At 42.7% G+C, this 26547-nt stretch carries 14 protein-coding genes; 9 read left to right on the top strand and 5 right to left on the bottom strand.

Features of this window, described 5'->3' with window-relative positions:
* Positions 1–11: 11 nt before the first annotated feature.
* Genes ZOBGAL_RS01050 through ZOBGAL_RS01035 form a run of 4 tightly spaced genes read right to left on the bottom strand, consistent with a single transcriptional unit; the run spans position 12 to position 3663 of the window.
* Positions 12–1514 (bottom strand): GldG family protein, encoded by a 1503-nt coding sequence (locus ZOBGAL_RS01050; protein WP_013991605.1) that lies wholly within the window; start codon positions 1512–1514, stop codon positions 12–14.
* Positions 1515–1529: 15 nt separating this feature from the next.
* On the bottom strand, positions 1530–2252 hold the full coding sequence (locus ZOBGAL_RS01045; protein WP_013991604.1) for an ABC transporter permease subunit: 723 nt from the start codon (positions 2250–2252) through the stop codon (positions 1530–1532).
* 2 nt (positions 2253–2254) lie between these two features.
* The gene (locus ZOBGAL_RS01040) at positions 2255–3184 is read right to left on the bottom strand and encodes an ATP-binding cassette domain-containing protein (protein ID WP_013991603.1); all 930 of its coding nucleotides are present in this window, start codon (positions 3182–3184) and stop codon (positions 2255–2257) included.
* 56 nt (positions 3185–3240) lie between these two features.
* Positions 3241–3663, bottom strand: a complete 423-nt coding sequence (locus ZOBGAL_RS01035; RefSeq protein WP_123772390.1) for a hypothetical protein — start codon at positions 3661–3663, stop codon at positions 3241–3243.
* Positions 3664–4369: 706 nt separating this feature from the next.
* On the opposite strand from ZOBGAL_RS01035, the gene ZOBGAL_RS01025 reads away from it, so the two are divergent.
* The 8 genes from ZOBGAL_RS01025 to ZOBGAL_RS00990 all read left to right on the top strand — a co-directional run bounded on the left by ZOBGAL_RS01025 (position 4370) and on the right by ZOBGAL_RS00990 (position 22822).
* Positions 4370–8497: a hybrid sensor histidine kinase/response regulator transcription factor gene (locus ZOBGAL_RS01025; protein ID WP_013991601.1), complete on the top strand. Its 4128-nt coding sequence runs from the start codon at positions 4370–4372 to the stop codon at positions 8495–8497.
* A gap of 670 nt (positions 8498–9167) precedes the next feature.
* Entirely contained in the window at positions 9168–12266 is a 3099-nt protein-coding gene (locus ZOBGAL_RS01020) for a SusC/RagA family TonB-linked outer membrane protein (RefSeq protein WP_013991600.1), read from the top strand.
* Between the two features lie 11 nt (positions 12267–12277).
* The gene (locus tag ZOBGAL_RS01015; protein ID WP_013991599.1) at positions 12278–14086 is read left to right on the top strand and encodes a RagB/SusD family nutrient uptake outer membrane protein; all 1809 of its coding nucleotides are present in this window, start codon (positions 12278–12280) and stop codon (positions 14084–14086) included.
* Positions 14087–14123: 37 nt separating this feature from the next.
* Positions 14124–16973, top strand: coding sequence for a SusC/RagA family TonB-linked outer membrane protein (locus tag ZOBGAL_RS01010; protein WP_013991598.1), 2850 nt, complete (start codon positions 14124–14126; stop codon positions 16971–16973).
* Positions 16974–16992: 19 nt separating this feature from the next.
* Positions 16993–18720 (top strand): RagB/SusD family nutrient uptake outer membrane protein, encoded by a 1728-nt coding sequence (locus tag ZOBGAL_RS01005; RefSeq protein WP_013991597.1) that lies wholly within the window; start codon positions 16993–16995, stop codon positions 18718–18720.
* A 63-nt stretch (positions 18721–18783) separates the two neighbouring features.
* Positions 18784–19809, top strand: a complete 1026-nt coding sequence (locus ZOBGAL_RS01000) for a DUF5627 domain-containing protein (protein ID WP_013991596.1) — start codon at positions 18784–18786, stop codon at positions 19807–19809.
* A gap of 9 nt (positions 19810–19818) precedes the next feature.
* Positions 19819–21408 carry a carbohydrate binding domain-containing protein gene (locus ZOBGAL_RS00995; RefSeq protein WP_013991595.1) on the top strand — a complete coding sequence of 530 codons (1590 nt, stop codon included), beginning with the start codon at positions 19819–19821 and terminating at the stop codon, positions 21406–21408.
* 220 nt (positions 21409–21628) lie between these two features.
* Positions 21629–22822 (top strand): glycoside hydrolase family 5 protein, encoded by a 1194-nt coding sequence (locus tag ZOBGAL_RS00990; RefSeq protein WP_013991594.1) that lies wholly within the window; start codon positions 21629–21631, stop codon positions 22820–22822.
* 56 nt (positions 22823–22878) lie between these two features.
* On the opposite strand, the gene ZOBGAL_RS00985 is transcribed toward ZOBGAL_RS00990, so the two are convergent.
* On the bottom strand, positions 22879–24516 hold the full coding sequence (locus tag ZOBGAL_RS00985; RefSeq protein ID WP_013991593.1) for a helix-turn-helix domain-containing protein: 1638 nt from the start codon (positions 24514–24516) through the stop codon (positions 22879–22881).
* Positions 24517–24726: 210 nt separating this feature from the next.
* On the opposite strand from ZOBGAL_RS00985, the gene ZOBGAL_RS00980 reads away from it, so the two are divergent.
* Positions 24727–26529, top strand: a complete 1803-nt coding sequence (locus ZOBGAL_RS00980; protein WP_013991592.1) for an arylsulfatase — start codon at positions 24727–24729, stop codon at positions 26527–26529.
* Positions 26530–26547: the final 18 nt, after the last annotated feature.

Genomic DNA, 26547 nt, shown 5'->3' with positions numbered 1-26547 from the left:
TGTTGTAGCGATCATTCGTAGTTCTCTTCCAATCTTCGGCTGCGTTTGTTTTTGTTCATCTGCATCCGTACGATACCGTAGGCGATAACCAGGATAATGGGCAATAGGAAATTGGCATATTTCAAGGTGGTCTTGGTGCCTTCTTCCAATTTGTCCAGAGGCCTGTATTGTATTCCTTTGGTCCTAAGGTCGATCAAGCCGGTATCGTCGCTCAGCCAATCGATGGCGTTGACCATTAGGTTTACGTTGTCCGCCTGTACCGGTTGTTGGCCGTTGCCCACGGGGAAATCGCCATCGGCGACCACGTAAATGCGGGAACGGTTGCCGTTGGAATGGGTCTGTTCCAAGACGCCTGCGACCACTTGGTTGGGAGCGTTGAAATCGCTGTTTGTCCATTCCTTTTGAATGTTAAAAAACTGTGGGGCCGGCATGCGCGCCGAATTCTCGGAAGAAAAGGCGAGAGGGGTAAAGGTGGTCAGCGAATCCTTGGCCGTAAATTTCAGCGAACTGGCAAACTGCATCACCACGGCATCCAGGCCTTTGGTGCTGGGGTGCTCGGCAAATTTATTGATGATAGGGGCGTAGGGGAAGGCAACGTTCGAGGTAAAGTTAAAGAAGCCCTGGCGCTGCTGTACCGATACGGTGGCACATTGGGCATCGATAACAAAGTCCTCGCGCACTTCCAGTCCTTTTTCGTTCAGCCACTTCTCTACACCGGTGGTAAGTCTGGATCCATAGGAAGTGTTCAGGTCCCCGTTTACACGGTTCAGGGCAACGAACAGATTGCCCCCGTTTTCCAAAAAGGCGTCCAATTGATCCAAGGTAGCGTTATTGATGGTGTCGGTTGGGCGAACCAAGGCCAGGGTCTTTATTCCTTCGGGGGGCGCCACACTGTCGTTTACGGTTACCGCCTTAAAATCGTACAGTACGTCCAAGGCCGTTTTTACCTGTGCGAGTTCGGCAATGGAAGCTTGGCCATAGCCCTGTACCAGTCCTACTTCAGGCTTGTCGGTCACCGCTATTTTTTTAATGGAAGAGGACAACAGGTATTCCAACGGGGCCCCAGGCTGCACGAAGGGAATGGTTTCCTTGCGGTCTTCCAATTGCAAGACGGCTCCCAAAAAGGCCTTTTGTTGTTTCATCTGGTCCTTTTCACGAACGTTGATCATTACCGGGTTGATTCCGGCTTCCATGGCCTCACGCTCCAAATCCTCGTTTTCGTTCGGGTTGATAAAGGAGTATACCAGGTTGTCGTCGGAGTGTCGGGCGTACTCGATCAGGTATTCTTCAAAATCGTTTTTGGTCTTGGCGATGTCGGGCGGAAGGTTCTCCGAAAAATAAGCCTTTACGGTAATCGGGTTTTCCAAGGAAGCCATAATGTTCTCGGTGGCATCGCTTAGGGTGTACTGTTGGTCTTCCGTAAGGTCTAGCCTAAAAAAATATTGCTTCGATACCAAATTGGCAAACACCAAGATCGCAATGATCAAGACAATGGTCAGGTTTGTTTTTTTCATTTGATGTACAAGCGTTTAAGAAATATGTCTTTTAGATAGGGACCATTCCCCTAGGTATAGCCCCAATACGGTTATAGAAATAAAGTAAACCAGGTCTTTGGAGTCTAAAACCCCTCTGGAAATGGACTCAAAATGCGATTGAAGGTCCAGGGTGTCAAAGAATTGCCCCAAGCTGCCGGTGAAGTTTTGGGCCAACACCCCGAAAATGATCTGAAAGAAAAGACCGATGAGCAAGGCGGTCATAAAGGCCACGATCTGATTGGTGGTAATGCTGCTCGCAAATATGCCTATGGCCGTATAGGCGATGCTCAGTAGCAATAGTCCCAAGTAACCACAAATGGTTCCGCCGTTGTCCAGATTCCCGATATTCGCTACGGTGATCACATAGGGCAAGGTAGCGGCCAAGGCTATGCATATCAATAGGATAGATCCCAGGAACTTACCGAGAATCACCTCCCTGTCCGATACCGATTTGGTCAACAGCAGTTCCAAAGTGCCCGTCTTTCGTTCCTCGGCCAACATTTTCATGGTAATGGCGGGAATAAAAAAGAAAAGGCTCCAAGAGGCGATGTTGAAGAATACGTGGAGGTTGGCCTGTCCCACCAAAAAAATATCGTTTCCATAAAGCCAGGTGAAAAATCCGCTAAATCCCAAAAAAAGCGCTAGAATAATATAGGCGATAAGCGAATCGAAAAAGGTTGCCAGTTCTCGTTTGGCAATGGTCCAAATGGTATGCATATCTAATTTACCGTTAAGTTTCTAAAAATGTCTTCAAGTTTGGTCTCTAGGGGAGTGAGTTCGGTGAGTACCCATTTTTTCTCAACACAGAGGTTAAAAATCTTCCGTTTCGAAGATTTTTCGGCGACGCTTTGTACCTCGAACAGGTTTTCCTCCTTGTGTAGGAGGTCGGCCTCCTGTACCGTATCAAGGGCGTTCAACGATTTTAGGATCGTTTCCACATCGCCATCCTCAATACGTAATTTCAGTACCTCATTGCCTTGGGCCTGTTTCCTAAGGGTTTCGGGCGTTCCGTTCGCGACGATATTTCCCCTGTTGATGATCAAGATGCGGTCGCATGTAGCTTCTACTTCGGGCAGTATGTGCGTACTCAGGATAACGGTCTTTTCCTTGCCGAGGTCGCGGATCAGCTTTCGTATCTCAATGATCTGGTTGGGGTCGAGCCCTGTAGTGGGTTCGTCCAAAATCAATATTTCGGGGTCGTGGATCATGGCCTGGGCGAGTCCCACCCGCTGCCGGTATCCTTTGGATAGCTCCCCGATCTTTTTGTGCTTTTCGCGGTTGAGTCCGCATAACCCTATCATCTCCTTGATCCTATCGTTGATCTTGGCCTTTTCCACCCCTTGGAGGGCGGCGCAGAATTCCAAGTAATCGATGATGGGCATGTCTAGGTAGAGCGGATTGTTTTCCGGTAGGTAGCCAATATGTTGTTTAAAGTCGCTTTCGGGGTCGGTAACGCTTTTTCCGCCAATTCTAATATCGCCCTTTTCAATGCCGATATAGCCGGTGATCATTTTCATTGTGGTCGATTTTCCTGCCCCGTTGGGGCCAAGAAAGCCAAGTACCTCTCCCGTTTTAACATCAAAATTGATGTTGTTTACCGCCTTTTGCGGGCCATAGCTTTTTGTTAGGTTTTCTATTTGTATATCCATGCTCGGTCTATCATGTATTAATGTGGTTCGATAGTGATTGCAAGTTTTTCTGTGGCTTAGTTTATGGTCATATTGTTTGATATAGACGATGCCTCTGAGGATGGTATGTTAGGGTTTTCTTTTTGCCCCGGTGTAGGTTGAATTTTGACAATGCCATTTTGAAAGCGGACCGAATTGAGGTGGCGATTCAGTCTGTCGGGAAGCCGAATATGGAAATCCATTGCTCTTCGATACGCTTCACGAGGTGTGGGCGCACCGTAATAATTATGGGCCTTTTCAGGGCGTTGAAGTTTAAGGTGCAGCATCCCGTTTCTCAGCCGAAGGGAATGGGGACTATTTTTAAGAAAATTCGGAGGAACAATGACTTGTGAACCGGCACCGAACAATTTCAGTTGAATGGTTTTACTATTTAGTGAAGGAAAGTGGTTGTGCTTGTGTAGTTGGTATTTGTATAAGCTGTTTTTCTTGCGTGAATCCATATCCATTTTTTTAAATTATACTTTGTCTTAAAAAAGTATTCGTCTAAACAAACAGAGCGATGAAACGATGTGTCGGGATTCGAATGAAATCCGATACAATCCTATGCCGAGTATGGGCGATAAGAAGAGAATGTTGCCATCATCAGTAAAAATTGAATTCAAAATTTCTATTTCTGGAACGGGATATAAAGGGTAGATGGTAAAATGATATCCCAAAGAAAGAAGTTTCCGGAAGTTGCCCACCTTTTGTGCTATTTGATAATAGATGGCCTAATATATTTTTAATGGGCCAAACAGAAAACGCGGGCAAAAAATCGTCTTCGTGTTTACTAAATTGCATAGTGTCGCTATTTCAAATTCGGAATAAAAATAAAAATTAAAAAAACACACAAAAAGTTAAAAATTGTAAAAAAAAGTGTCGATTTTTCTTGTAATTAGGTGAATATTCTAACCTGAACGGGCTTTTCTATAGGTTGTAGTTTAAAATTACTTTTCTTGAACAATTTGTTATCTGCTAGGTCTTAAAAGGAGAATAGGGAAATGTGATATCAAAGGACAGACGTCTGAATTAACACTTAAAGCTAGGATGTTAGAAAGGTTTTTTACTAACTTAACTTTTTTAGGGTATAATCTGTTTATTGCCGAATGGCAAAAGGTTTTAATTATTTGTTCAACGAACAAGGAAAATGCAAGGATACTTGTTTTTATGAGAAAAACATTACTGTCATATATAGGCTTCCTGATTATGGTAAGCTTAAGTTGGGAGACTTGGTCCCAAGAAACTGTCCAAGATTTGGAGTTCAATAAAATCAAGGATGGTATTTCCCAAGTAGGTATACATACCATTACCCAAGACAATAACGGTTTTATATGGATAGGAACCCATGGATCTGGGATTTATCGTTATGATGGAATGGACTACGTTTCGTATAGGCCAAAGTTCAATGACAATAATAGGGTATTGGCCAGTAGTTTTGTCTACTGTACGTATTTGGACAAGGATAATAGGTTGTGGGTAGGTACCAATGTGGGATTGGGCCTCTATGATAGGGCAAAAGATGAGTTTCGCCATATTCCGCTCATTTCAACAACAAATCAAAACGAAGGGATTGTAGGGATAAACAGTTTACAAGGAGACGGCAATGGCCATTTATTTATAGGAACCGGTCAGCAAGGTATATTTATGATGCACCTCGATAGCCTTAAAATTGAGCGGATACCGTTCAATAATTCCAGTCCTGATTCTTTTCTTGCGGTCAACGAAATCAAAGCCAGCGACGACGGAGTGTTTTACGCGGCAACGAGTGCTGGACTTCTAGAGATAGACCTGAAAAATAAAAGGGCCGATCTTGCTCCGCTCAGAAATGGAAATGACGCCCTTACCATAACGGTGGCCATACAATCGTTGTTTTTTGATACTGAAAATACGATTTGGGCCGGTTCAATTTCTAACGGTATTTATAAAATACAGCTGGCCGATGGGCAACGGGTACCCTCGGTACAAAATTTTCAAATAACATCTAACAACATTTTTTCGGTAATTGAATCGCCATATGGGGATATTTTATGTGGCACCGAGAATGACGGATTATATCGTTTGACCAAGAATGGAGACATTATTCGCCATTACCTCTTCGATAAGAACGATGAAAAAAGTATTTTGTCCAATTCCATCTGGTCTTTGTACGTGGATAAAGATGAAAGAATCTGGATGGGCTTTTACAATAGGGGAATTGTGGTCCACGATAAGTTCCATAATAAATTCAGTGAGATCCAGAGTATCTACAATAAGCCCAATTCCTTACAGGTTAGCTCGGTAACCTCTATGGTTGCCGATGAAGAAGGTAAATTGTGGATAGCCATGGATGGTGGGGGCGTTGATGTACTCGATAAGACAACGAATACTTTTATCCATATCAATACAAGTAACAATTCGGTCTATAAAGGCTTGACCAGTGATTATATTCAGTCGCTATTTATCGATAGCCAACAGAATATTTGGGTCGGTAGTTGGGACAAAGGCTTATTTTTTTTGAAAAAGGGCTCAAATCGGTTTGTCAATTACAAATTTCCGATAGTTATGGAAAGAAAAGGCTCTGAGGCTATAATGAGTTTTGCCGAAGATTCAAAGGGAACGATTTGGATAGGATCCTTCAACCAAGGATTGTATTCGTATAAACTCGGCGGGCAAGGCGTTACCGGTTTTGATGATGCTTCGTTTCAATCGCATGACCTAGCGGGCAATTATATAAATAAGTTAAGCGTTGATTCCCAAGATGTAGTGTGGGTGGCCACGACCAACGGTCTCTTCAAATTAAAACAGAACAAAGAGGGCAACTATGAGATGCTCTTAATGAATCATTTTTTGTCAACGGAGGAGGGCTCTGAATGGAACAATTATGATATTGTGTCGCTATATACGGATGATAAGAATACCTTATGGGGAGGAACTAGGGGAATAGGGCTTTTAAAGTACAATACCACGGAAAACACCGCAATCTGGTACAATGCCTCAAATGGGCTGGGTATACCCAATGTTAATGCGATTATTGAAGATTTGCAGGGGAATTTATGGTTAGATGGTAATTCGGGGATTGCTAAGCTGGACAAGGAAACCCATGAATTTACCTATTACAACAAAAACGATGGTCTTGTTTCCAATGACTATAATAAAAATGCCGTATACAAGGATCAAGAAGGACTATTGTATTTTGGGGGCAATGAGGGAATCGATTATTTCGACCCGAACAATATCAATGTCTTGGAAACCGCACCGAAGGTATACCTCAAGAACTTGAAATTGTTCAATGAGGACGTACTGCCTTCTACAAATGAATCGCCATTAAAGAAAGTGCTCTTTCAAACGGATAGTATTACCCTGAACAGTAAGCAGTCGGTGTTTACTATCGAATATTCGGGCATCAACTTTACCGTACCCGAAGAAAATCAATACGCCTATTATTTAGAAGGCTATGAAGATGATTATAATTATGTAGGGGAGATAAGAAGTGCCACCTATACCAATCTAGATGCCGGGCATTACCTTTTTAAGGTAAAGGCCGCCAATAATGATGGGGTTTGGAGCGAGACACCGGTTACGCTTCATATTGAGGTACTGCCCCCTTGGTGGAAAACCAATTGGGCCCTCTTGGGCTATGGTCTCCTTGTGTTGGCCTTGCTCGGCCTATTAAGACGCTTTGAGAAAAAGCGGATCATAGATAAGCAACAGGTTGAAAACGAGCGTCAAAAACGATTGAGGGAAGAAGAATTACATAAAGAAAGAATACAGTTTTTTACAAATGTAGCCCATGAATTCAGTTCTCCCCTTACCTTGATCCTCAACCCTATAAAGGATATTTTGGGAGAAGAGGGCTATAGTGGGAGTGGTCGGCTAAAAACTAAGCACCTAACGATTTACAAAAATGCCGAACGCCTTATTCGCCTTATCAATGAACTATTGGATTTCAGTAAATTGGAATCGAACAAAATCAAGGTCCGTGCCCATAGGTTGAACCTTATTCCGTTTATAAGAGAGGTTTCCGGCCATTTTAAGGAAGAGGCGCTGACCAATTGTATTGATTTAAAGATCGAGTCCGATACGGACATCGTATGGCTCTGGGCCGATAGGGGTATGCTTGAAAAGATTCTATTCAACTTACTCTCGAATGCGTTCAAGGTAACACCTGACGGTGGAACGGTTCGCGTAGCTGTAAAGCAAACGGAAGATAAGGTAGAATTTACGGTGTCTGACACGGGCCCTGGGTTGGAAGAGGGGGAACTCGAAAAGCTCTTTGAGCGTTTTTACCAGGCCGAACCATTTAAAAATGGGTATTACGGCGGGGCGGGTATCGGTTTGGAACTCGTCCATAGCTTTGTGAAACTGCACAAGGGTAAGGTCGATGTTCAAAGCGAATTAGGGAAAGGAACCGTCTTTAAAGTCGTTTTTCCTTCGGGAAACAAACATTTTAAAGATTCGGAAATAATCACCGAGGGTAGTGAACTGGCATCCTTCAAACAGAATTTGATCAAATCGAGTTCGTCCCAAGAACCAAAACCGCCTGTTCGGGTCAGTAAAACGGCAAAAACCTTATTGATCGTAGAAGACGATTCAGAACTGAGGAATTACCTGAAAAACGAGTTTAAAGGCCAGTATAAGGTCTTGGTGGCCAAGAATGGCACCGAAGGTTTAGGTTTGGCCACGGAAATGCTTCCCGATGTGATCATAACCGATGTGGTCATGCCGGAAATGGACGGATTCAAATTTTGTGAAGCCATACGGACGGATGTAAAAACCAGTCATATCCCCATAATGATGCTGACGGCAAAAGCACGGGTCGATGATAAAATATCAGGTATCGGAATGGGGGCCGATGTATACTTGGGCAAACCTTTTGAAATGAAATTGGTGCGTCGGCATCTTGAACAACTGATCCATAGTAGGGAGGTCATCTATAAGAAGTATTTTAAGTCCATGGGGGAGATTCAAGATGATGCCAGTATCACATCTTTGGATAAGGCTTTTGTTGAAAAGGCCATCAATTATATTCATGATAATATGACCAGTTCCAACCTTGGGGTCGAGTCTTTGGCCTCGCATTTGAACCTAAGTAGAAGCCAGTTGTATCGAAAGACAAAGGCACTTACCAATCAAACGGCCAATGAGTTTATAAGAAACCAAAGGCTTCAAAAGGCCAAGAAACTTATAGAAAATGGTAATACCGACATGACCGATGTCTGTGCTAAGGTCGGTATTTCATCTACTACGTATTTTGCCCAGCGATTCAAAGACTACTTCGGAATTTCCCCAAAGGAAGTAAAGGGACAGAAGGCCTAGTTTGCGGCTTATCGTCTATAGGGCCCAGCCTTGGGCCGTACTCTTCTGTTGACCTATGGGGTGTAATATACTACGTTTGTCGGGAAGGTAGATGCTTTCCCTGTGTAGCCTTGAGCCTATACAGGCTATGCTTTCCCTTTGTTTATTCTTCAGTTGAATCTATGTAAAAGCGACTTCTTATAGTACGAAAAGCTCGCTCCCCAATCGTGTGTAAGGAAGCCTTAGGGCAACTTTTTTTGAATCGGGAGCACAGATCGTATTGTTGGCTCTTTCGCCACTTTACGAATGTTGCATGAATTCTTACAAATGTTGCAATATGCGCCAAATGGAGAATAATTGCAACAAATAGGAGCGAAGCGGCATCATCCCTGTTTTTATTTATTTAATTTTTTTTTAACATTTACAACATCGAATTCATAATTATCCTAACTTCAAAAGAGAATTTGAAAAAAGGTTAAGATTTATTTATGATTTCAAGTAGTTTTTCGCTTTTGCCCTTTTACAATGATCATATGAATGATTCATGAGGTGGTAATTAGAAACAAGAGACTACATTCCTAAAGAATTATATAGAGTTTATTAAGAAAATATCAACCCACACTATAGCGGTATGAAAAAACGGATTCCTTGTACAAAACGGTCTATATTTTGTTTTAATTTTTTTGAGAAGATGAGGTTATTGGTAGCGTTTATTTTGTTTTTCCCTATTGCACTTACGGCAAATGAGTATCAGCAAGAACTTATTACGGTAAGTGGAAATGTATCTGAAGCCGATACGGGGCTGCCCATTATCGGTGCAAGTATATTGCAGCAAGGAACGACCAAAGGGGTAATGACGGATTTTGATGGTAACTATAGTATTGACGTTCCCCAAGACGCGGTCTTGGTATTCAGTTATATCGGTTTTGCCAAGCAGACCGTTAATGTAGATTCCAGAACGGAAATCGATGTATTTATGGTCGTTGAGGCATCTGAGCTTGACGAGGTGGTCGTTGTAGGTTACGGAACCCAGACCAAGGAAAGTGTTGTGGGCTCCATTTCACAGGTTACCGGTGCCGATTTAATGCAATCGGGCGGGGTATCTACTGTGGGTCAAGCTTTAACGGGGCGTTTGCCCGGTGTGACCACGGTCTCTTCAACAGGTCGACCAGGGGATGAATCCCCTCAAATTTTCATCCGAGGCCAAAGTTCTTGGAACGGTGGGGGGCAACCTTTGATCTTGGTTGATGGCATTGAACGGAGTATGAATGATATAGACTCTGGTGACATAGAAAGTCTGTCCGTTTTAAAAGATGCCTCTGCCACTGCGGTATTCGGTGTAAAAGGAGCCAACGGTGTAATATTGATCACGACCAAAAGGGGGAAGGAGGGAAAGGCCCAACTTTCACTTACGGCCAGTTCCGCCATAAAGACCTTATCTAGAATTCCTGAAAAATATGATTCCTACAATAGTTTAATGGTAGCCAATGAGGCCATTGAAAGAACGGTTCCTGTTCGGGAAGAGGCTTGGAGAAATTACACCCCGGTAGATATTATTGAAAAATACCGTAATCCGGCCAATGATTTGGAAAGAAGTATCTATCCAGATGTAGATTGGGTAGATGTGATGCAAAAGGATTTTGCAACAGATTATAGATTGAATTTTTCCGTAGCGGGGGGAACAAAGTCGGTTAAATATTTTGGTGCACTTTCGTATCAGCATGTAGGCGATATTTTTGATGCGGGAAGTTTTAATAACGGACGCGATTATACGCCCAATTTCAACTATGATAGATTTAATTATAGAAGTAACATAGATTTTGATATTACGCCTACAACACGCTTGTCGGTTAACTTGTCGGGTTACTACGGTCTTCAGAATTCAAACCAAGCGGACCCACAGCTATTGTACAGCAGTATTTATTCATTGGCACCAAACCTATATACCCCTATTTATGAAGATGGTACTTACGGTAGGGCGATTACTGAAAATTTTGAACTGAGCAACCCTGCCGTAATATTAACGGCAAAAGGTTTTACAAAAAACCATAGGGTGCAGGTGAACAGTGATTTTGTCCTAGACCAGAAACTGGACTTCCTTCTTAAGGGGTTGAGTTTTACGGGCCGCCTGTCTTATGACAATAATTTTAGAGGTGGGGGCGGAGTTGTAGAGGAGAATCCCGGTGGTATGGATAACGTAGTTTATAAAATTTACGACCAAGACGGGTCCGCTCAATTGGTTTCGCCGGTTGGAACAAATCAGTTCGATTTTGTCTTGAATCCTTGGGAGCGTAACGGACTTACCATACAAGATTGGGAAACGAGCAGACGATTGTTCTATCAGCTTTCATTCAACTATAACAGAACGTTTGCAGAGAAGCATAATACGACCATATTAATGTTGATGAACAGGGAGGAATATGCCATAGGAAGCATGTTTCCCAGATATCGTGAGGACTGGGTGGCCCGGGCTACCTACAATTATGACGGACGTTATTTTATTGATGTAAACGGTGCCTACAACGGGTCGGAGAAATATGGGCCGGGCTATAAATTTGAGCTTTTCCCTTCCGTAGCCTTGGGTTGGATGGTGAGCAACGAGCCTTTTATGGAATCGGCGACTTGGTTGGACAAGTTTAAAATTAGGGGGTCTTACGGAGTTGTTGGTGATGACAGTGCCGGTGAAAGATGGGCCTACCTTTCGCAATGGTCTAGTGGCGGTAGTGCATTTATGAACAATGTGAGTCCCTACGGAACACGTTCCCCATATACCTTTAGAATGGAAAGTATTATAGGTAACCCCAATTTGCAATGGGAAACATCGGAAAAGGCCAATATAGGTTTTGAACTATCGGTACTTAAAAACAGCCTTTCCTTAGAGGTGGACCTTTTTAAGGAAGACCGGCACGATATCATCGTTCCGGCCGATTCCCGAAGTGTTCCCAGCTTCTTCGGCTTTCAGCCTGCAGATTTCAATATTGGGGAGACAACGGTTGAAGGAATTGAAATATCCTTGGACTATAAAAAACAGTTGACGCAAAATTGGGATGTATGGTCGAATTTCGCTTTTACCAAGGCAAGGGACGAAATCATCTATAAAGAAGATCCCCTTTTAAAGCAAAGCTATCAAAAGGAAGAAGGGTTTGCCATTGGGCAGCCCAGGGTCAACATCAGGGGCGATATGTTACAATCTTGGGATGATGTCTACGGTGCAACCCCTCAAGAGAACAGTCAAGAAACCAGACGCCCTGGCTATTATGATGAAATAGATTATAACGGTGACGGGGTTGTAAACAGTGATGATGCGGTTCCTTTTGGTTATACCGTAAGGCCACAGAACACCTATAACCTCACCTTGGGAACCGGGTATAAGAACTTTTCCTTTATGGTTCAGTTTTATGGGGTGAACAATGCTACCAAAAACTTTACAGATAGGACGTTCATGCTCGAGACCCCGCTTTTCTTTGAGTACAAATCCGATTATTGGAGTGTAGATAATCCCGATGGCGAGGAAGTACTTCCAGCCTGGTTGGGTACAGGTGGGGGCACCGATCCATATAGGAACTGGTATGATGCTTCTTTCGTGCGACTTAAAAATATTGAGTTGGCCTACACCTTTAAAACCGGGAAAGGAAGTAGTTATAAGGTTTATGTTAGCGGTAACGACTTGGCATACTGGTCAGACTTACCTGACGATAGACAGGATAACACAGGTTCAACGGCCTCTGAATATAGAGGTGATTACCCTACGTTCAAAAGATATAACATAGGGCTAAACATTAACTTTTAATATAGTAGACAATGCGTAAGATATTCAAACTGGTATTAGGAATATGTTTTCTGGGAATATTCGCCTCTTGTGAAGATTACCTAGATAAATCAATAGAGACGGAACTCACAGAAGAAGAAGTCTTTAAAAACTTTGATAGTGCCCAAGGTTTTGTAGAAGAAATGTACGCCATGATCGTAGATTACAGTACGGCCGCACACTGGCAACATTTTCATTGTTATGCCGAAGATGCCGTGGGTATCGATACGTGGCAATTTGATTACGCTATTGATGAGGGAAGATACTGGGAATGGCAAAGAAGTGGTCCGGGAAGTATGTTTGACGGACCGACCAATACCAATGCGGAACTACCTTTTGACAGAGCTAAATTATGGCCGAGTAGCTGGGCCGGTATTCGTAAATCAAATATTGTTATTGCCGATGCGGATAGTCTAATGACGGGGGCCAACCAGGTAGAGAAAGATGTGATTTTGGGGCAAGCCTATTTTTTTAGGGCATTTTTTCACCATGAAATCATGAAGTTTTGGGGAAGCATTCCATATATAGACCGTGTTCTTGAGGATGATTGGAAATTGGAAAGACCTGCGCAATGGTCGGAAACCGCACTTAAAATAGACGAAGATTTTCAAAGAGCTGTTGATTTACTGCCGGTTGATTGGGACGATCCCGATTTTGCGCCCGGACTAAAATCGAGAGGCGAAAATATGTTCAGGCTTACAAAAGGGGCGGCCTTGTCCTTAAAAGCAAAGAACCTTCTGTATGCAGCCAGTCCGCTCATGCAAAATAGCAGTAGTACCTATGACTATGATAAAGAATTGGCAAAGCGCGCGGCGGATACCTTTGCCGAGGTTCTTAAAATGTCAAGATACAGTTTAACCCCTTGGGACGAGTATGAAAGTGTTTTCTATTCTACGCAGGGGAGATACCCTTATTCTTCGGAATATATTTTTAGTCAGGCAGGTTCTGTTGGCTGGTTTCAAAATTTTCTGTCGACCAACTGGCAGTTGGGGGCGATTGGTCAAAATAACCTCGCTTCGTTTCCTACCCATAATTATATTGAAGACAATTTTGGTATGAGTGATGGTTTGTCCTGTGAAGATAGTCCGCTATACGACCCGGCCAATCCTTGGGAGAATAGGGATCCAAGGCTGTACAAATGGATTGTTTTGGATGGGGACCAAATGGTAGAGAACCTTGGTGCCGCCACCGGCGAAAACGAGGTGCATCGTTATGCCCAATTCTTTAGGGAAGGCGCACACCGCTATCCTAACAAAGGAAATGGAACAAGAACGGGTTACGTAGCTAAAAAATGGTTTCCAATAGGATTTAACAATTTTGATAATCAAGGTGTATTTGCATGGCGTCTGCACGTACGATTAACAGATGTGTACTTAATGTATGCCGAAGCGGCATTGGTTGCTTATGGAATCAATGGAAAACCACAAGGTTTTGAACTATCCGCACTTGATGCCATTAACAAAATTAGAGAAAGGGCAGTGCCCGATGGCAGCTTAAACGTGCGGCCTGAATACCTTACCAGCGATAACGCTTTTATGGATGAAATACGTCGGGAACGGGCGGTAGAATTATCCTATGAATCGCATCGTTGGATGGATATTAGAAGATGGAAATTAGGAACTCAAGAAAAGTACAAGCTTAAAACTGAGATAATTTTTGACCGGAATGCCGAAGGCAAACCCATAAATTTTGTAGAAAGGGTCTTAAGAACCAAGGTTTTTGAGGATAAGCACTATTGGTTGCCCTTCCCTAAAAACGATACAGAAATATATGAAGGTTTCCCACAAAACCCAGGTTGGTAATTAAAACTGTTTTCACCACTAGACAATACCATATTTTATGATACGATTGAATATACTTACAAAACTCCTGCTCGGTGGATCCCTCTGTATGCTATGCAGCCTATCGGTAACGGCGCAAACAATAGATTCGACCAGTACGGTTATTTTAGAGAACGCACCTAATGGGTTGGAGTCCTATTTAAATGAAGATATAAACTTAGGTTTCCACACCGCGGAAAAACAAGATATTGTAGGGTCTTCGTCTACCGTAAAACCGGGTGACTTTTTAAAGTATGATACAACGCAATGGGTACGCGATGCCCTTGGGGGAAGGCTAACGGGTTTATCGGGAGGTAGCAGTGTCCGCGGATTAGGAGAGGCCTTGATCGTGGTTGATGGCATCCCGGGTCGTAGTATTGACCTATTGAATATGGAGGAAATAGAGGAGATAACCATATTAAAAGATGCAAATGTTTCCGCCCTCTATGGTTCCATGGCCAGAAACGGGGTCATAGTGGTAACCACAAAACGAGGTTCCACTCAAAAACAGTTTAATATTAGTGCCAGTACAGGGGTAAGGTTGCCTATTCGTATGCCCAATTATTTGAACTCGGCAGATTATATGGAGTATTTTAACGAGGCCCGTGTCAACGACGGTTTGGGCGAACTATATTCTGCGGAACAAATACAAAACCACAGAAGCGGTACTAATCCGTATAGATATCCAAATGTTGATTTTTATGACGATGGAAATTTTAACCCATTAACACCTTATTCCAATGTAACCGCAGATTTTGCGGGGGGCTCTGAAAATACCAAGTTCTATATTAACTTAGGGTTTAAGTCAGACGGTAGTTTTCAGTCGGTAAATCCTGAAAATGACAAAGGAGCCAAACGGTTCAATGTACGGGGTAATATAGATTTTAAAGTAAACGATTGGATCAAAAGTAGCTTAGATGTTGTGGCTATTATTGATAAGAATAAAACATCGCTTAGTAATATTTACGCTTCGGGAGGCCTTATTAGACCTAACTTGTATTCCCCATTATTGCCCATAAGTGAGATAGATTTTTCGGCAAATCCTGAATTACGCGGCATTGTTGATGCGGCCAACCAGTATGATGGCTTTCTTCTCGGAGGGAACCAAGTGTATAACGGGGGGGCCATAGCTAGTATTTATGCAGGGGGCTACCAAACGAACATGACCCGTATGAGTCAGGTGAACAATGCTATAGATTTCGACTTGAGTGCCATTACCAAAGGGCTGTCGGCAAAAAGCTACGTGAGTTTTGATTTTTACAACATTTATAACTTAAGTGTTCAGAATAAGTATGCGGTGTATCAACCGACTTGGAACGATCAAAATAAAATTGTCGATTTGGTCAACGTAAGGGATAATGACCTTAAGGACCAGGTTGAAAGTGTGAACACCAACGTTTTTGCCATCAGATATGGTTTTTATGGTCTTTTGAACTATGAAAAACAAATTAAGGACAACCATTTTATCGATGCATCACTAATCGGATTTGCCAATAATACCTATGTAAAGGATGAAAAACAGTCCGCTAAAAACAGCCATGTAGCGCTTAGCCTTAATTACAATTACAAGAAAAAATTATACGCCAATCTAAGCGGGGCCTACGTGAACTCCGTAAAATTGGCCGATGGCAATAGAGGTAAATTTGCCCCGTCCTTGGGCTTGGCATATGTATTGTCAGAAGAGTCTTCTTTAAAAGAATCGTCTTGGTTAGATTATCTGAAGATAAGATCATCCATTGGTGTGATATATACAGACCTAGGTATTCAAGATTATTTTCTGTATGATGCCATTTATGAGCAAAACGGAGGGGGATACAATTGGGGTGATACCAATGGTGCGGGTTACTACAATGCATCTACAAAAATCTTACGGGGTCAGAATTTAGGTTTGGATTTCGAGAAAAGAACGGATTACACCTTAGGTTTTGAAGCATTAATGTTCAAAAAACTTTGGTTAGAGGCCAATGTTTTTCAGTCCATCATGGGAGAAAAAGTAATTAGGGCCTCTACCTTATACCCTGATTATTACAGCTCGTTTAGACCTTACAGTAACTTTAACGAGGATCAGTATTCAGGTTTTGAGGTCGGTGTAAACTACCACACAAAAACGGAGAACTCTACTTTTGATATAGGGGCTAGGGCATTGTACACCAAATCAAAGAGAACAAAGGTAGATGAGGTTTACGAAGACGAATATCAAAATAGAAAAGGCACGCCTGTAGATGCCATCTGGGGTCTTGAGTCTTTAGGATTGTTCGGTGTGGACGATTTTAATGAAGATGGTAGCTTAAAAGGCGATTTGCCAACACAATACGGTACGGTACGACCTGGTGATATTAAATATAAGAACCAAAACGGAGACGATGTTATAAACGATCAAGACATGGTGCAAATTGGATTGTACGGAGCGCCTTGGAGTTTTGGGTCTGATTTTACGTGGTCTTACAAGGCATTTACTTTGTTCGCTCTCTTTACTGCGGAAGTAGGTAGGGACGGCATTTTGTCCGGAGATTATTACAGACCACAGGGAGACGCGAAGTACTCCGAAGTGGTAAAGGGCAGATGGACCGAAGCTACAGCTGATACAGCTACGTTCCCAAGACTATCTTCCATTGGTAACACGAACAATTTTGATAAGACCTCTACCTATTGGATGTACAGTAATGACAACTTTAGAATACAGCGAGTGCAGTTAACATTTGACCTACCTTCCCAATTGGTAGACAAATTGAATATGAAGGATATCAATCTTTTTACTTCAGTGTCTAATTTGGCGGAATTTTCGAAAAACAAGGATATTAGGGAATTACAGCTAGGTTTTGATCCAATGTTCCGCTATTTCTCTTTTGGGGCAAGAATGAAGTTTTAATGTGAAAAATAAAATTGAAATGAAGAACATACTAAAAAATATAACCCTTTTCACGTTATTTTCATCAATTATGGCGTGTAGCTTGGTGGAACCCGTTGATGAAAATTTGTTAGGGGAAGACCGTCTGAATTTTGATCCTGCATTTGCCGAGGGGGTATTGCTCAATGCATATGAGGGACTGGTGAATCAGCTCTATTTTAATGATGCCGCAACGGATGATGCCGTAAACAACTTCTTGAGTAGCTACCGTAGGATGGCAACCGGCGAATGGAACGCCCAAAACCCTTTTACAAATAAGTGGGGTATGTATGAGCAGGTGCTCTATGCCAATAAGTTCATCACCCTGATAGATCAGGTAGAATGGAAGAGGGACGAAGAGACCAATGAGCTTTTTAAGCAACGCTTATATGGCGAAGCGGTTGCCCTTAGGGCCCTTAGACATTTTTGGATTTTACAGGAACACGGGGGGCGTGGTGTTTCAGGACAATTATTGGGTATACCATATATTTCCGAGTTCCTTGAATTTGATGCCGATTTCAACACGCCTAGGTTGGGTTTTGAAGAAACGGTTTCCAGAATTGTGGCCGATTTTGATGAGGCACTCGAATATTTACCAATGGATTATGATGGTGATTTGGCAAAAAGACCTTCCAGATATAACGATACAAATGACGATACATACCAATTTGTTTTCGGTAAAGATCAAGACGGTAGAATAAACGGCAGGATTATCAAAGCTTTTAAGGCCAAGTTGTATCTGTTGGCGGCCAGTCCTGCTTTTATGAACGGACAAGGCGGGTACTATCAAGAAGCTGCTGATCTTCTTGCGGAACTTTTAAATGATATCGGTGGCCTTGGCGGACTTGACCCCAATGGGTATTATAACTTCTATGAATTTCCGGTAGGTACGCGAAATTTTCCAGAAGTACTTTGGAGAAGCAATGCTTCTACTGATATGACTTGGGTAGAAAGCCAGCATTTCCCTCCTTCTCTTAATGGAGAAGGCAGGCTGAATCCATCTCAAAATTTAGTGGAAGCTTTTCCAATGTTAGACGGTTTTCCTTTTTCGGAAGCCCATCCTGACTATAACCCGGAGAATCCTTTTGAAAATAGGGATATGAGATTGCAGCGCTACATACTCTATAACGGCAATGATCTAAATGGAAGAGTGGTAAGCATTACTAACGATGGAGGTGTTGACGGTATTGATCAGATTTCCCAACGTTCAACACGATCAGGGTATTATTTAAAAAAATTATTGGATCAAAAAGTGGTAATAAGTGCTGATGGTTCAATTTCCAGTTCAGAAAAAATAAACGTTTATGTACGGTATACGGATCTGTTCCTTATGCTGGCCGAAGCAGCTAATGAATTGGGAGGCCCAGACCAAATGGTAGGTGGTATGTCCGCTAGAAATATCATTGGGGCCATAAGGCAAAGAGCGGGTATTGGCCTTGATAATTCAGATGCCTATTTGAGTAGTATTAGCTCTCAAGAAGACATGAGGAATTTAATCCGTAACGAGCGTCGTTTGGAACTTTGTTTCGAAGGACATCGTTTGTACGATTTAAGAAGGTGGAATCTTTTCGATCAAACCCCGGATGCCAAAGGATTGCAATTTGATGGAACTAATTATGAAAGTTTCACGGTAGAACCAAGGCTCTATAATGCGAATGCCAACTATGCGCCTATTCCACAAAACGAAGTGGTAAGGTTCAATTTAATTGAGCAAAACCAAGGTTGGTAGGGGTATTTTTAAAAGATATAAATTTAAGCTTCGGCCAAAATGTTAATTTAATTTTTTCATTTTATGAACACAAGATATTTTATTGGTATACTTTCAGTCTTATTCTTGGTATCGTGTAGCAATACAGAACCTGAATTTGATGATTTTGATACGCAAACCGTCTATTTTCCATACCAAACGCCTGCCAGAACATTAATTCTTGGTAATTATGATCAAGGAATCAACGAGGAGGATAATGCCTATCGTTTTGAAATTACGGCCTTGATGACCGGTGTTTATTCGAACGATGAAGAAAGAAAAATTTATTTTGAAGTAGATAACAGCCTATTGGCTAACGTGGCCAATGTAAAGCCCCTACCAGCGGATTACTACACTTTTGAAAGCATAAGTCCGGTAACCATTGCTTCCGGTGATACCAAGGCTCGCATACAAGTGCAGTTGTACGACAATTTTTTCAACGATACCTTATCTTTTGGAAAGGTCAATACGACGAATTATGTCATCCCCCTTAGAATTACCCAGGCCGATAATATCGACAGCGTGCTTTCGGGCCGTAGCTTTGATAACGTGACCAATCCCGATAGGGCCAATGCTGCGCATTGGGATATTCTTCCTAAAGATTATACCCTTTTCGGTATTAAATACATGAACCGATTTCATGGCAACTACCTGCGAAGGGGTAGGGATATGATTACCACCGGTACACCGATATTGGGTAGGGAGTATAATGCGGAATTTACCATTGATGATGAAATCGCCTTTGTTGAAACCAGCGGATTCAATAAAGTGCACCTAGAGAATATCATTGGGCGAGGCGAAAACTCCAGCCCCGGTAACGTAGCATTGGAACTTTCCTTCGATGATGATACCTGTTCTATTTCCAGCTATAAAGACGACCCCTACAACGTAAGTGGTACCGGTAAATTTGTCGAAGGTGGGGATACTTGGGGAGGAAAACCAAGAGATGTCATTTATTTGGATTATACCTATACGGATGTCGACAATTCAGAAACACATGCAGTTAAGGATACCTTGGTCATCAGGGATAGAACGGCGGTTTTTGAAGAGTTTGAAATTGAACTAAAATAAAATTGGAAAATGAAACATATTCTAAATTTTACACATAACAGAGTCGCGGCCTTACTGATGGTCATGGCCATCATGGTATTTTCTTCGTGCAATAACGACGATGACGGGGCAGAGGAGGTATCATCAAGCGTACGCATGAAAACCTTGCCGAAAGTGGCCTATGTATTGGGCGAGCAGCTCGACCTTTCCGATCTTGTTATTTCCATGCAAAAGAATGGCAGTATGGTAGATGTTCCCTTTGCTTCCTTTGGGGCCGAAAATATCACTACCGACCCTGCAAATGGTACCGTACTTGATTTTTCACATCAACAGCTTACCATAACCATTGGAGACTCCGGAAAAGGCTTGATACAGGCCATCAGCGTTACCAATAACGTCGTCGAACTTGAAGTGAAAACGAAGGCTAAAGCGAATTATGTAGACGGTCAAAAAATTGATTTGACCGGTATGGTCGTAACCTTGGTAATGGAAGACGGAACCAAGGAAGATGTGGCATTCGATGATTTTGGTACGGAAATTCAAACGGTTCCAATGAATGGTGATATCGTTTCCGTAGACGATTCTGAAGTTATGGTAAGCTATGTGTCTACCAAGGCAAAGGTTGCACAAGACATAGAAGTGGTTCCGTTTGCGCCTTTAAGTGGCGTTGTTACAACACCACCGACCATAAGCGAATACGAAATCGGGGAAAGGCTTGATTTGGAAGGTATGGTTTTGACCTTTACTATGTCAGACGGTCAAGAGGTGGTTGTTCCCTTCGAAAATTTTGAAGCCTTTGAACTTACGGCCACTCCCGCCAATGAAACGAAACTGATAGCTACCGATAGCGAGGTTCAGGTTTCGCATGCAACGGGACTTTCCTTAGCGGTTCCTATTACGGTCAATCCTCTTGATGTAACCGGAATGGCCATAGAAACGAAACCGGAGAAAACCTTGTATAAAGACGGGGAGGTAATAGCCCTTAAAGGCTTGACCCTAAGGTTGTCGATAAACGGGAAGGAAGATCTTATCGTTTCGAGTGAGGATTTTGCTATCTATGAGATTGTTACCACACCCGCCGAAGGGGAAGTATATGTAGATGGCACCACCGAAATAGTGGTTACTTATCCAGATTTTGTCGATACCGTTTCCATACCGCTAGGTTCCGAAACAATTTATGAGTCCGATTTTACAGGAGGACTCGATGGTTGGAGCGCCAATCAAAATGGTGGCGGCTCGGTAAACATCTCCGCGGAAGAGGGAGTTCTTGTAGCCCAAGACATTGTGCCAGGGGCCAATCCATGGGATGTTCAGTTGTTCAAGCCTTCCATAATATTGGAAAAAGGAGCCAAGTATAAACTTACCACGGTAGTAAAAGCCTATCCTGGCCAAGGAGACTTCTGGTTTACCCTATCGGTAGGCGACGGTACAGGAAGGGACGGCTGGCAAGCATACGACGGTGGTGGCGGTATATGGTTGGCCGGTGATACCGAGTACCAGACTTATGAAAAGGAGTTTACCATGGGTAGCGAAACCACAACTGGAGGCCGGGTCTTATTGGATATCGGAAACCAGACCAACGGTATAATGGTACAGTACGTGAAGTTAGAAAAATTATAGTCTTTTAGTTGAGTAGTTAGTGTAACCTTTCGATCGGAGTAAAGCAACTATTACGGTCGAGAGTTACGGAAAAAAGGCCGGTTGATTACCACAATTGACCGGCCTTAATTATGCCCTTATGTTCCTAAGGTAACACGGGAACAACGCAATTTGAATTCATACAGAAAACCAATGGAGGCCTCTCTTTCTGGTCTCCCTAAACCCCTAAAATTTATATCGCATGAGAAAAACAGTTCTAATTTTTATGGTGCTTAGTGTAAACTTCAGTCTTTTTACGTCTTGTGGCGAAAAGGAGCATTCAGATGGGGCTCATGTCTCGGGTGATCCTGACATACGCGAAATGTCAAAAGAAGAAGGGAATGAAGAAGATGGGGAGGATGACGGCAATATGAGGGAGATAGCCCCTAAGGAATTCGTTCTTGACATGGGGGCCGGTTGGAACTTGGGCAATGCAATGGATACCTATAACAGTGACGAGACGGCTTGGGGAAACCCCTTGACCACTAAGGCCATGATCGATGAAATTGCCAAAATGGGATTTAAAACCTTACGTTTACCGGTTACTTGGAAGTTTCATATAGGGGAGGGCCCAGACTATCTTATTGAAGCAAATTGGTTGGATAAGGTCGAGGCCATTGCCAATTTTGCCCTCGAAAATGAGATGTATGTGATCATAAATATACACCATGATGAAACATGGATCCTTCCTACCTATGAAAAGGCCGATGAAGTAAAAGATGAACTTTCGAAGGTATGGACGCAAATAGCCAATAGGTTCAAGACTTACGGCGATTACCTTATTTTTGAAACCCTAAATGAACCGAGACATAAGGGTACGCCCGAGGAATGGAAAGGAGGTACACAAGAAGGCCGTGATGCCGTCAATCAATATCACCAGGTCAGTGTCGATGCCATTCGGGCCACGGGGGGCAATAATGCAAAGCGAAAAATAATGGTGTCTACCTATGCTGCAAGTACCGCTTCAAATGCTTTGAACGACTATCTTGTACCCAATGGGGATAAAAATGTTATTGTATCGGTGCATAGCTATTTCCCTTATCAGTTTTGTTTGGATGGAACGGACTCCACTTGGGGAACCGAAGCCGACAAAACCGCCTTACTTGCGGAGTTGGATAAAATCCGTGATAAATTCATCGTCGAAGATAATAGGGCCGTGGTCATGGGGGAGTGGGGCTCAACCTTCAGTGATAATCCCGAAGACCGCTTGGCCCATGCCGAATTCTATGCCAGGGCCTGCGCCGAAAGGGGCATTTGTCCCATTTGGTGGGATAACGGGAATGTTGATGAGTTCGGTATTTTTAATAGAAATACCCTTGAGTGGAATTACCCTGAAATTGCCGAGGCCATTGTTAAGGAAACGACTGAGGCCCGTTCAAAGGCAAAAACGGAATAGTAGATTTTCGAACCTATGAAATATTAGGGGCGTGGCCAGCCCCTGCGTTTTTAAAGCTAGATACTTGAAATGTAATTTTCTAGGTTTTGTGAGCGCTCTAACCCCATTTTTTTTCGAATTCTAGAACGTGAGACGTGAACGCTATGGGGTTCTATATTTAAGATCCGGGCCATGTCTTTGGTCGTTAGGTTCAGTTTTATAAGCGCACAGTGCTTTTGTTCGGTAGAACTCAGGCTTGGGTGATGTTCTTTTAGTTTATCGTAGAAAGCGGAGTTGACCTGTGTAAATTGAAGGTTGAATTCGTTCCACAGGTCGTTAGATCCCTTTTTGTATTTGCTGAAAAGCGACTTGTAGCGGGGCGAGCCTTCTTTTTTCAACATATCGAGTAGCTCATCGATGGCACTGTCTTTGTCTATGAGTTGAAGGGCATAAGAGGTGAGTTGTTTGCTTTTAATCTCAATCTCGTTTTTGCTTCGTTCACTTATAAGTTTAGTGTGCAATTCCGCTTCTTTTTGGCGTAAAACGGTTTTTTTCAGTTTGAGCCTAGTACGTACCACAATAAAGATTACGATCCCGAGCAAAACCAAGAGCCCCATGATAATCTGAAGCCGGCGTTGTATCTGGAAGTTTTTCTCTATGATGATGTTTTTTTGCTCTAAAAGGGCATCCTTTTTTGAAATGGACTTGAGGTAGGTGTCCTTAATTTGAAAAAGTTCACTGTTCGTCTGGTTTTTTGCCTGTAGGATTTGGTCGGCGGTACGGGTCGATTCAATGAGATAGTCGTAGGCCAAGTCCTTTTCCCCGCTCATGGAATATACTTCTGCGATCTTACGTAGTACTTCGGCTTCTAAATCGTTTCTAAACCCGTGGTCACGGCTCAGCGATAAACTTTCATTGTAGAAATAGAGCGCACTATCCTTTTGGCCAAGGTCTTTTTTTAAATCGCCCAGGTACATAGAGATATTGGGGCGGTAGTTCGCTTGTTTGTCTAGCGTATGCTTGCGTGAAAGATGTAAATAAGTGCTTGCCTTGCCGTACTGTTTGAGTTCTTGCATGATTTTTCCTCGCTCGGCATCCCAGAAGGGCATCTCTACACTTTTTTCGAGCTTGACCGATGGGTTGATAAAGCAAGAGTCTAAGTACTGCATGGCTTTATGGTGATTCCCCGATTTGCGCTGCCGTACGGCCATGTACATATAACTGGAAATCAGATGTTTTACCTGGGTGGAATCGAGAACGTATATTTCCTTTGCGATTTTTAGGGACTCTCCTAAATGTAAGACCGATTGTTCGTTCATATTGAACTCATCGTAAAGACGGGCCAGGTCAATACGTATTCGCACTTTCTGCGCCTTGTTTTTAGAAAAATCGCTTAAGTACTTGGCCTGCCATAGGTGATCGAATGATCGACTGAATTTTCCTTTCTTCTTTTGAATTTCCGACATGCCCAAGAGACAGTGTACTATATGTACCGTGTCTCTTTTTTTTTCAAAATAGGCTTTGGAAACATCGAACATGTGATAAGATTTATCGGGAAACAGCTTCGATTTGGTTACGGCCTTCTTTATTTGGTTTGTATAGTAGGATGTGCTGTCTTGTATATGGTTTTTATGCGCCTTGTTTTGACAAAACAGGCCCGTATGAATGTAGAAGAATAATATAAAAATATGTAAATATCTGAAATACAGTTTCATGTGGGGTTTTAAGCTTACTGGAATCAAGATATTAAATATTAAAGGGAATATCGTCTTTATGAGGGCGTAATTATCTTTTGTATAATATTTGTAAAGTATCTTTTTTAAGCTTTGTTGTTTTCTATGGCTAGTTTTGAGGGGTCGGGGGCGACTTGGAAAAGCGATGTGACATTAATGGGCAAAAGCTAAAAATAATTCTTTTCAATACATATGGAAAAATTTAAACGGATAACGAACAAAGGGATAAAGGGCGTATTCTTATTAGGGATGGCGCTTTTTCTGGGGAATGGATTTTCACAAGAGGTAAAACCGCCTAACGTGATTTTGGTAATGACCGATGATCAAGGGATAGGTGATTTGGCCTGCCATGGTAACCCGTGGATAAAGACCCCGAATATCGATAAGTTTTATAAACAGGCCGTACGCCTGACCGATTTTCATGTAAGTCCTATGTGCACTCCTACACGGGCGGCGCTTATGACCGGAAGATACCCCGTCAATAACGGTACATGGGCCACATATAAGGGACGTGATGCCTTGGCGGAAAATGCACTTACCATGGCCGATGTGTTTAAAAGGAACGGTTATAAAACGGCAATGTTCGGCAAGTGGCATTTGGGCGATAACTACCCCTCAAGGCCTACCGATAGTGGTTTTGACGTAGCGGTCCACCATAAGGCCGGAGGTGTGGGCGAGTTGTCCGATTATTGGGGGAATAGTTACAACGACGATGTGTACTACGTTAACAATGAGCCTAAACAGTTTTCAGGCTATTGTACCGATGTATGGTTTCAAGAAGCCATGAAGTTTATCGATAAGAACAAAGAAGCGCCTTTCTTTTTGTACTTGCCTACCAATGCGCCCCATAGTCCGTTTATCGTCGCGGAAAAATATGCAGCGCCTTACCGACATTTGGTAGGCGATAAAATAGTAGGTGCCGAATTCTATGGAATGATTACCAATATTGATGAGAATTTCGGAAAACTCGAAGCCTATCTGAAAAAACAAAAATTGGCCGACAATACCATACTGATCTATATGACCGATAACGGTTCGGGAGGCGGTGTGAGTGATGACGGTAAACTGGGTTTTAATAAAGGTTTTAGGGGAAAAAAGGGACAGCGTTACGAAGGAGGTCATCGGGTACCCTTTTTTATACGTTGGAAAGACGGTAAGATAAAAGGAGGGAAAGACTTGAACGAATTAACGGCGCATGTAGACCTGATTCCCACCTTGGCCGGTCTCTGTGGTCTTGAAATTCCCGAAAGAATGAAGTTGGACGGAATCGATTTTTCTCCACTATTGCTCAAAAACGGAAAGCTCGATGAGAAAAGAACGGTCTTTGTACACCACCGTCAAGATTGGCGTAGCCCACACGATACCGATGAAACCGCGATACTCAACAAGAAATGGCGGCTGGTAAACGGAACGAATTTATACGACATAGGGAAGGACCCGCATCAAGACCATGATGTGGCCTCAAAAAACAATAAAGTAGTAGAAGGTTTATTGGCTCAAAACGAAGCATTTTTGAACAGGGCCAAATCGGGGAATGAATACCAAGAGTTTCCGGTGAGTATTGTCGGTAACGATAACCAGAAAGAAATTAAACTGACCATTCAGCACGCCATTGGAGAAGATGGGGGTATCTGGAAACCGGAGCAGGTGGCATCGGGAATCAAGAACAGGAACAATACCCATCCTATTAAAGTCGAAAAAGCGGGGCAGTATAAAATTTCTTGTATGCGTTGGCCCAAAGAATGTTCCGGGCCCATTTGGGGCATTCCTGAAAAGAACCCTAAAAACCAATATGACTACAAAAGCATGCATCCTGAAAAAGTACGGATCCAAATTGCCAATCAAATCCAAGAGCGGTCCATTGATGCCGGAGCCCACAGTGTAGATTTTATCTTGAACCTTCAAGAAGGAAAGACCATGTTGGTCAACGACTTTATGGAGGGAGGGGAGACCTATGGGGTATACTACACCTATGTTGAATATTTAGGAAAATAGAAAAGACAATAAAACCAT

The organism is Zobellia galactanivorans, from assembly GCF_000973105.1.
In the GTDB taxonomy this organism is placed as follows: domain Bacteria; phylum Bacteroidota; class Bacteroidia; order Flavobacteriales; family Flavobacteriaceae; genus Zobellia; species Zobellia galactanivorans.
The sequence above is the reverse complement of the archived record's forward strand: the minus strand, read 5'-3'. Positions and strand labels throughout refer to the sequence as shown.

Bases quoted from the DNA above. Each gene is read 5' to 3' on its own strand.
- ZOBGAL_RS01015 (WP_013991599.1), top strand. From the start codon at position 12,278: ATGCGTAAGATATTCAAACTGGTATTAGGAATATGTTTTCTGGGAATA.
- ZOBGAL_RS00985 (WP_013991593.1), bottom strand. From the start codon at position 24,516: ATGAAACTGTATTTCAGATATTTACATATTTTTATATTATTCTTCTAC.
- ZOBGAL_RS00995 (WP_013991595.1), top strand. From the start codon at position 19,819: ATGAAACATATTCTAAATTTTACACATAACAGAGTCGCGGCCTTACTG.
- ZOBGAL_RS01035 (WP_123772390.1), bottom strand. From the start codon at position 3,663: ATGGATTCACGCAAGAAAAACAGCTTATACAAATACCAACTACACAAG.
- ZOBGAL_RS01020 (WP_013991600.1), top strand. From the start codon at position 9,168: ATGAGGTTATTGGTAGCGTTTATTTTGTTTTTCCCTATTGCACTTACG.
- ZOBGAL_RS01000 (WP_013991596.1), top strand. From the start codon at position 18,784: ATGAACACAAGATATTTTATTGGTATACTTTCAGTCTTATTCTTGGTA.
- ZOBGAL_RS00980 (WP_013991592.1), top strand. From the start codon at position 24,727: ATGGAAAAATTTAAACGGATAACGAACAAAGGGATAAAGGGCGTATTC.
- ZOBGAL_RS00990 (WP_013991594.1), top strand. From the start codon at position 21,629: ATGAGAAAAACAGTTCTAATTTTTATGGTGCTTAGTGTAAACTTCAGT.
- ZOBGAL_RS01045 (WP_013991604.1), bottom strand. From the start codon at position 2,252: ATGCATACCATTTGGACCATTGCCAAACGAGAACTGGCAACCTTTTTC.
- ZOBGAL_RS01005 (WP_013991597.1), top strand. From the start codon at position 16,993: ATGAAGAACATACTAAAAAATATAACCCTTTTCACGTTATTTTCATCA.
- ZOBGAL_RS01025 (WP_013991601.1), top strand. From the start codon at position 4,370: ATGAGAAAAACATTACTGTCATATATAGGCTTCCTGATTATGGTAAGC.
- ZOBGAL_RS01050 (WP_013991605.1), bottom strand. From the start codon at position 1,514: ATGAAAAAAACAAACCTGACCATTGTCTTGATCATTGCGATCTTGGTG.
- ZOBGAL_RS01040 (WP_013991603.1), bottom strand. From the start codon at position 3,184: ATGGATATACAAATAGAAAACCTAACAAAAAGCTATGGCCCGCAAAAG.
- ZOBGAL_RS01010 (WP_013991598.1), top strand. From the start codon at position 14,124: ATGATACGATTGAATATACTTACAAAACTCCTGCTCGGTGGATCCCTC.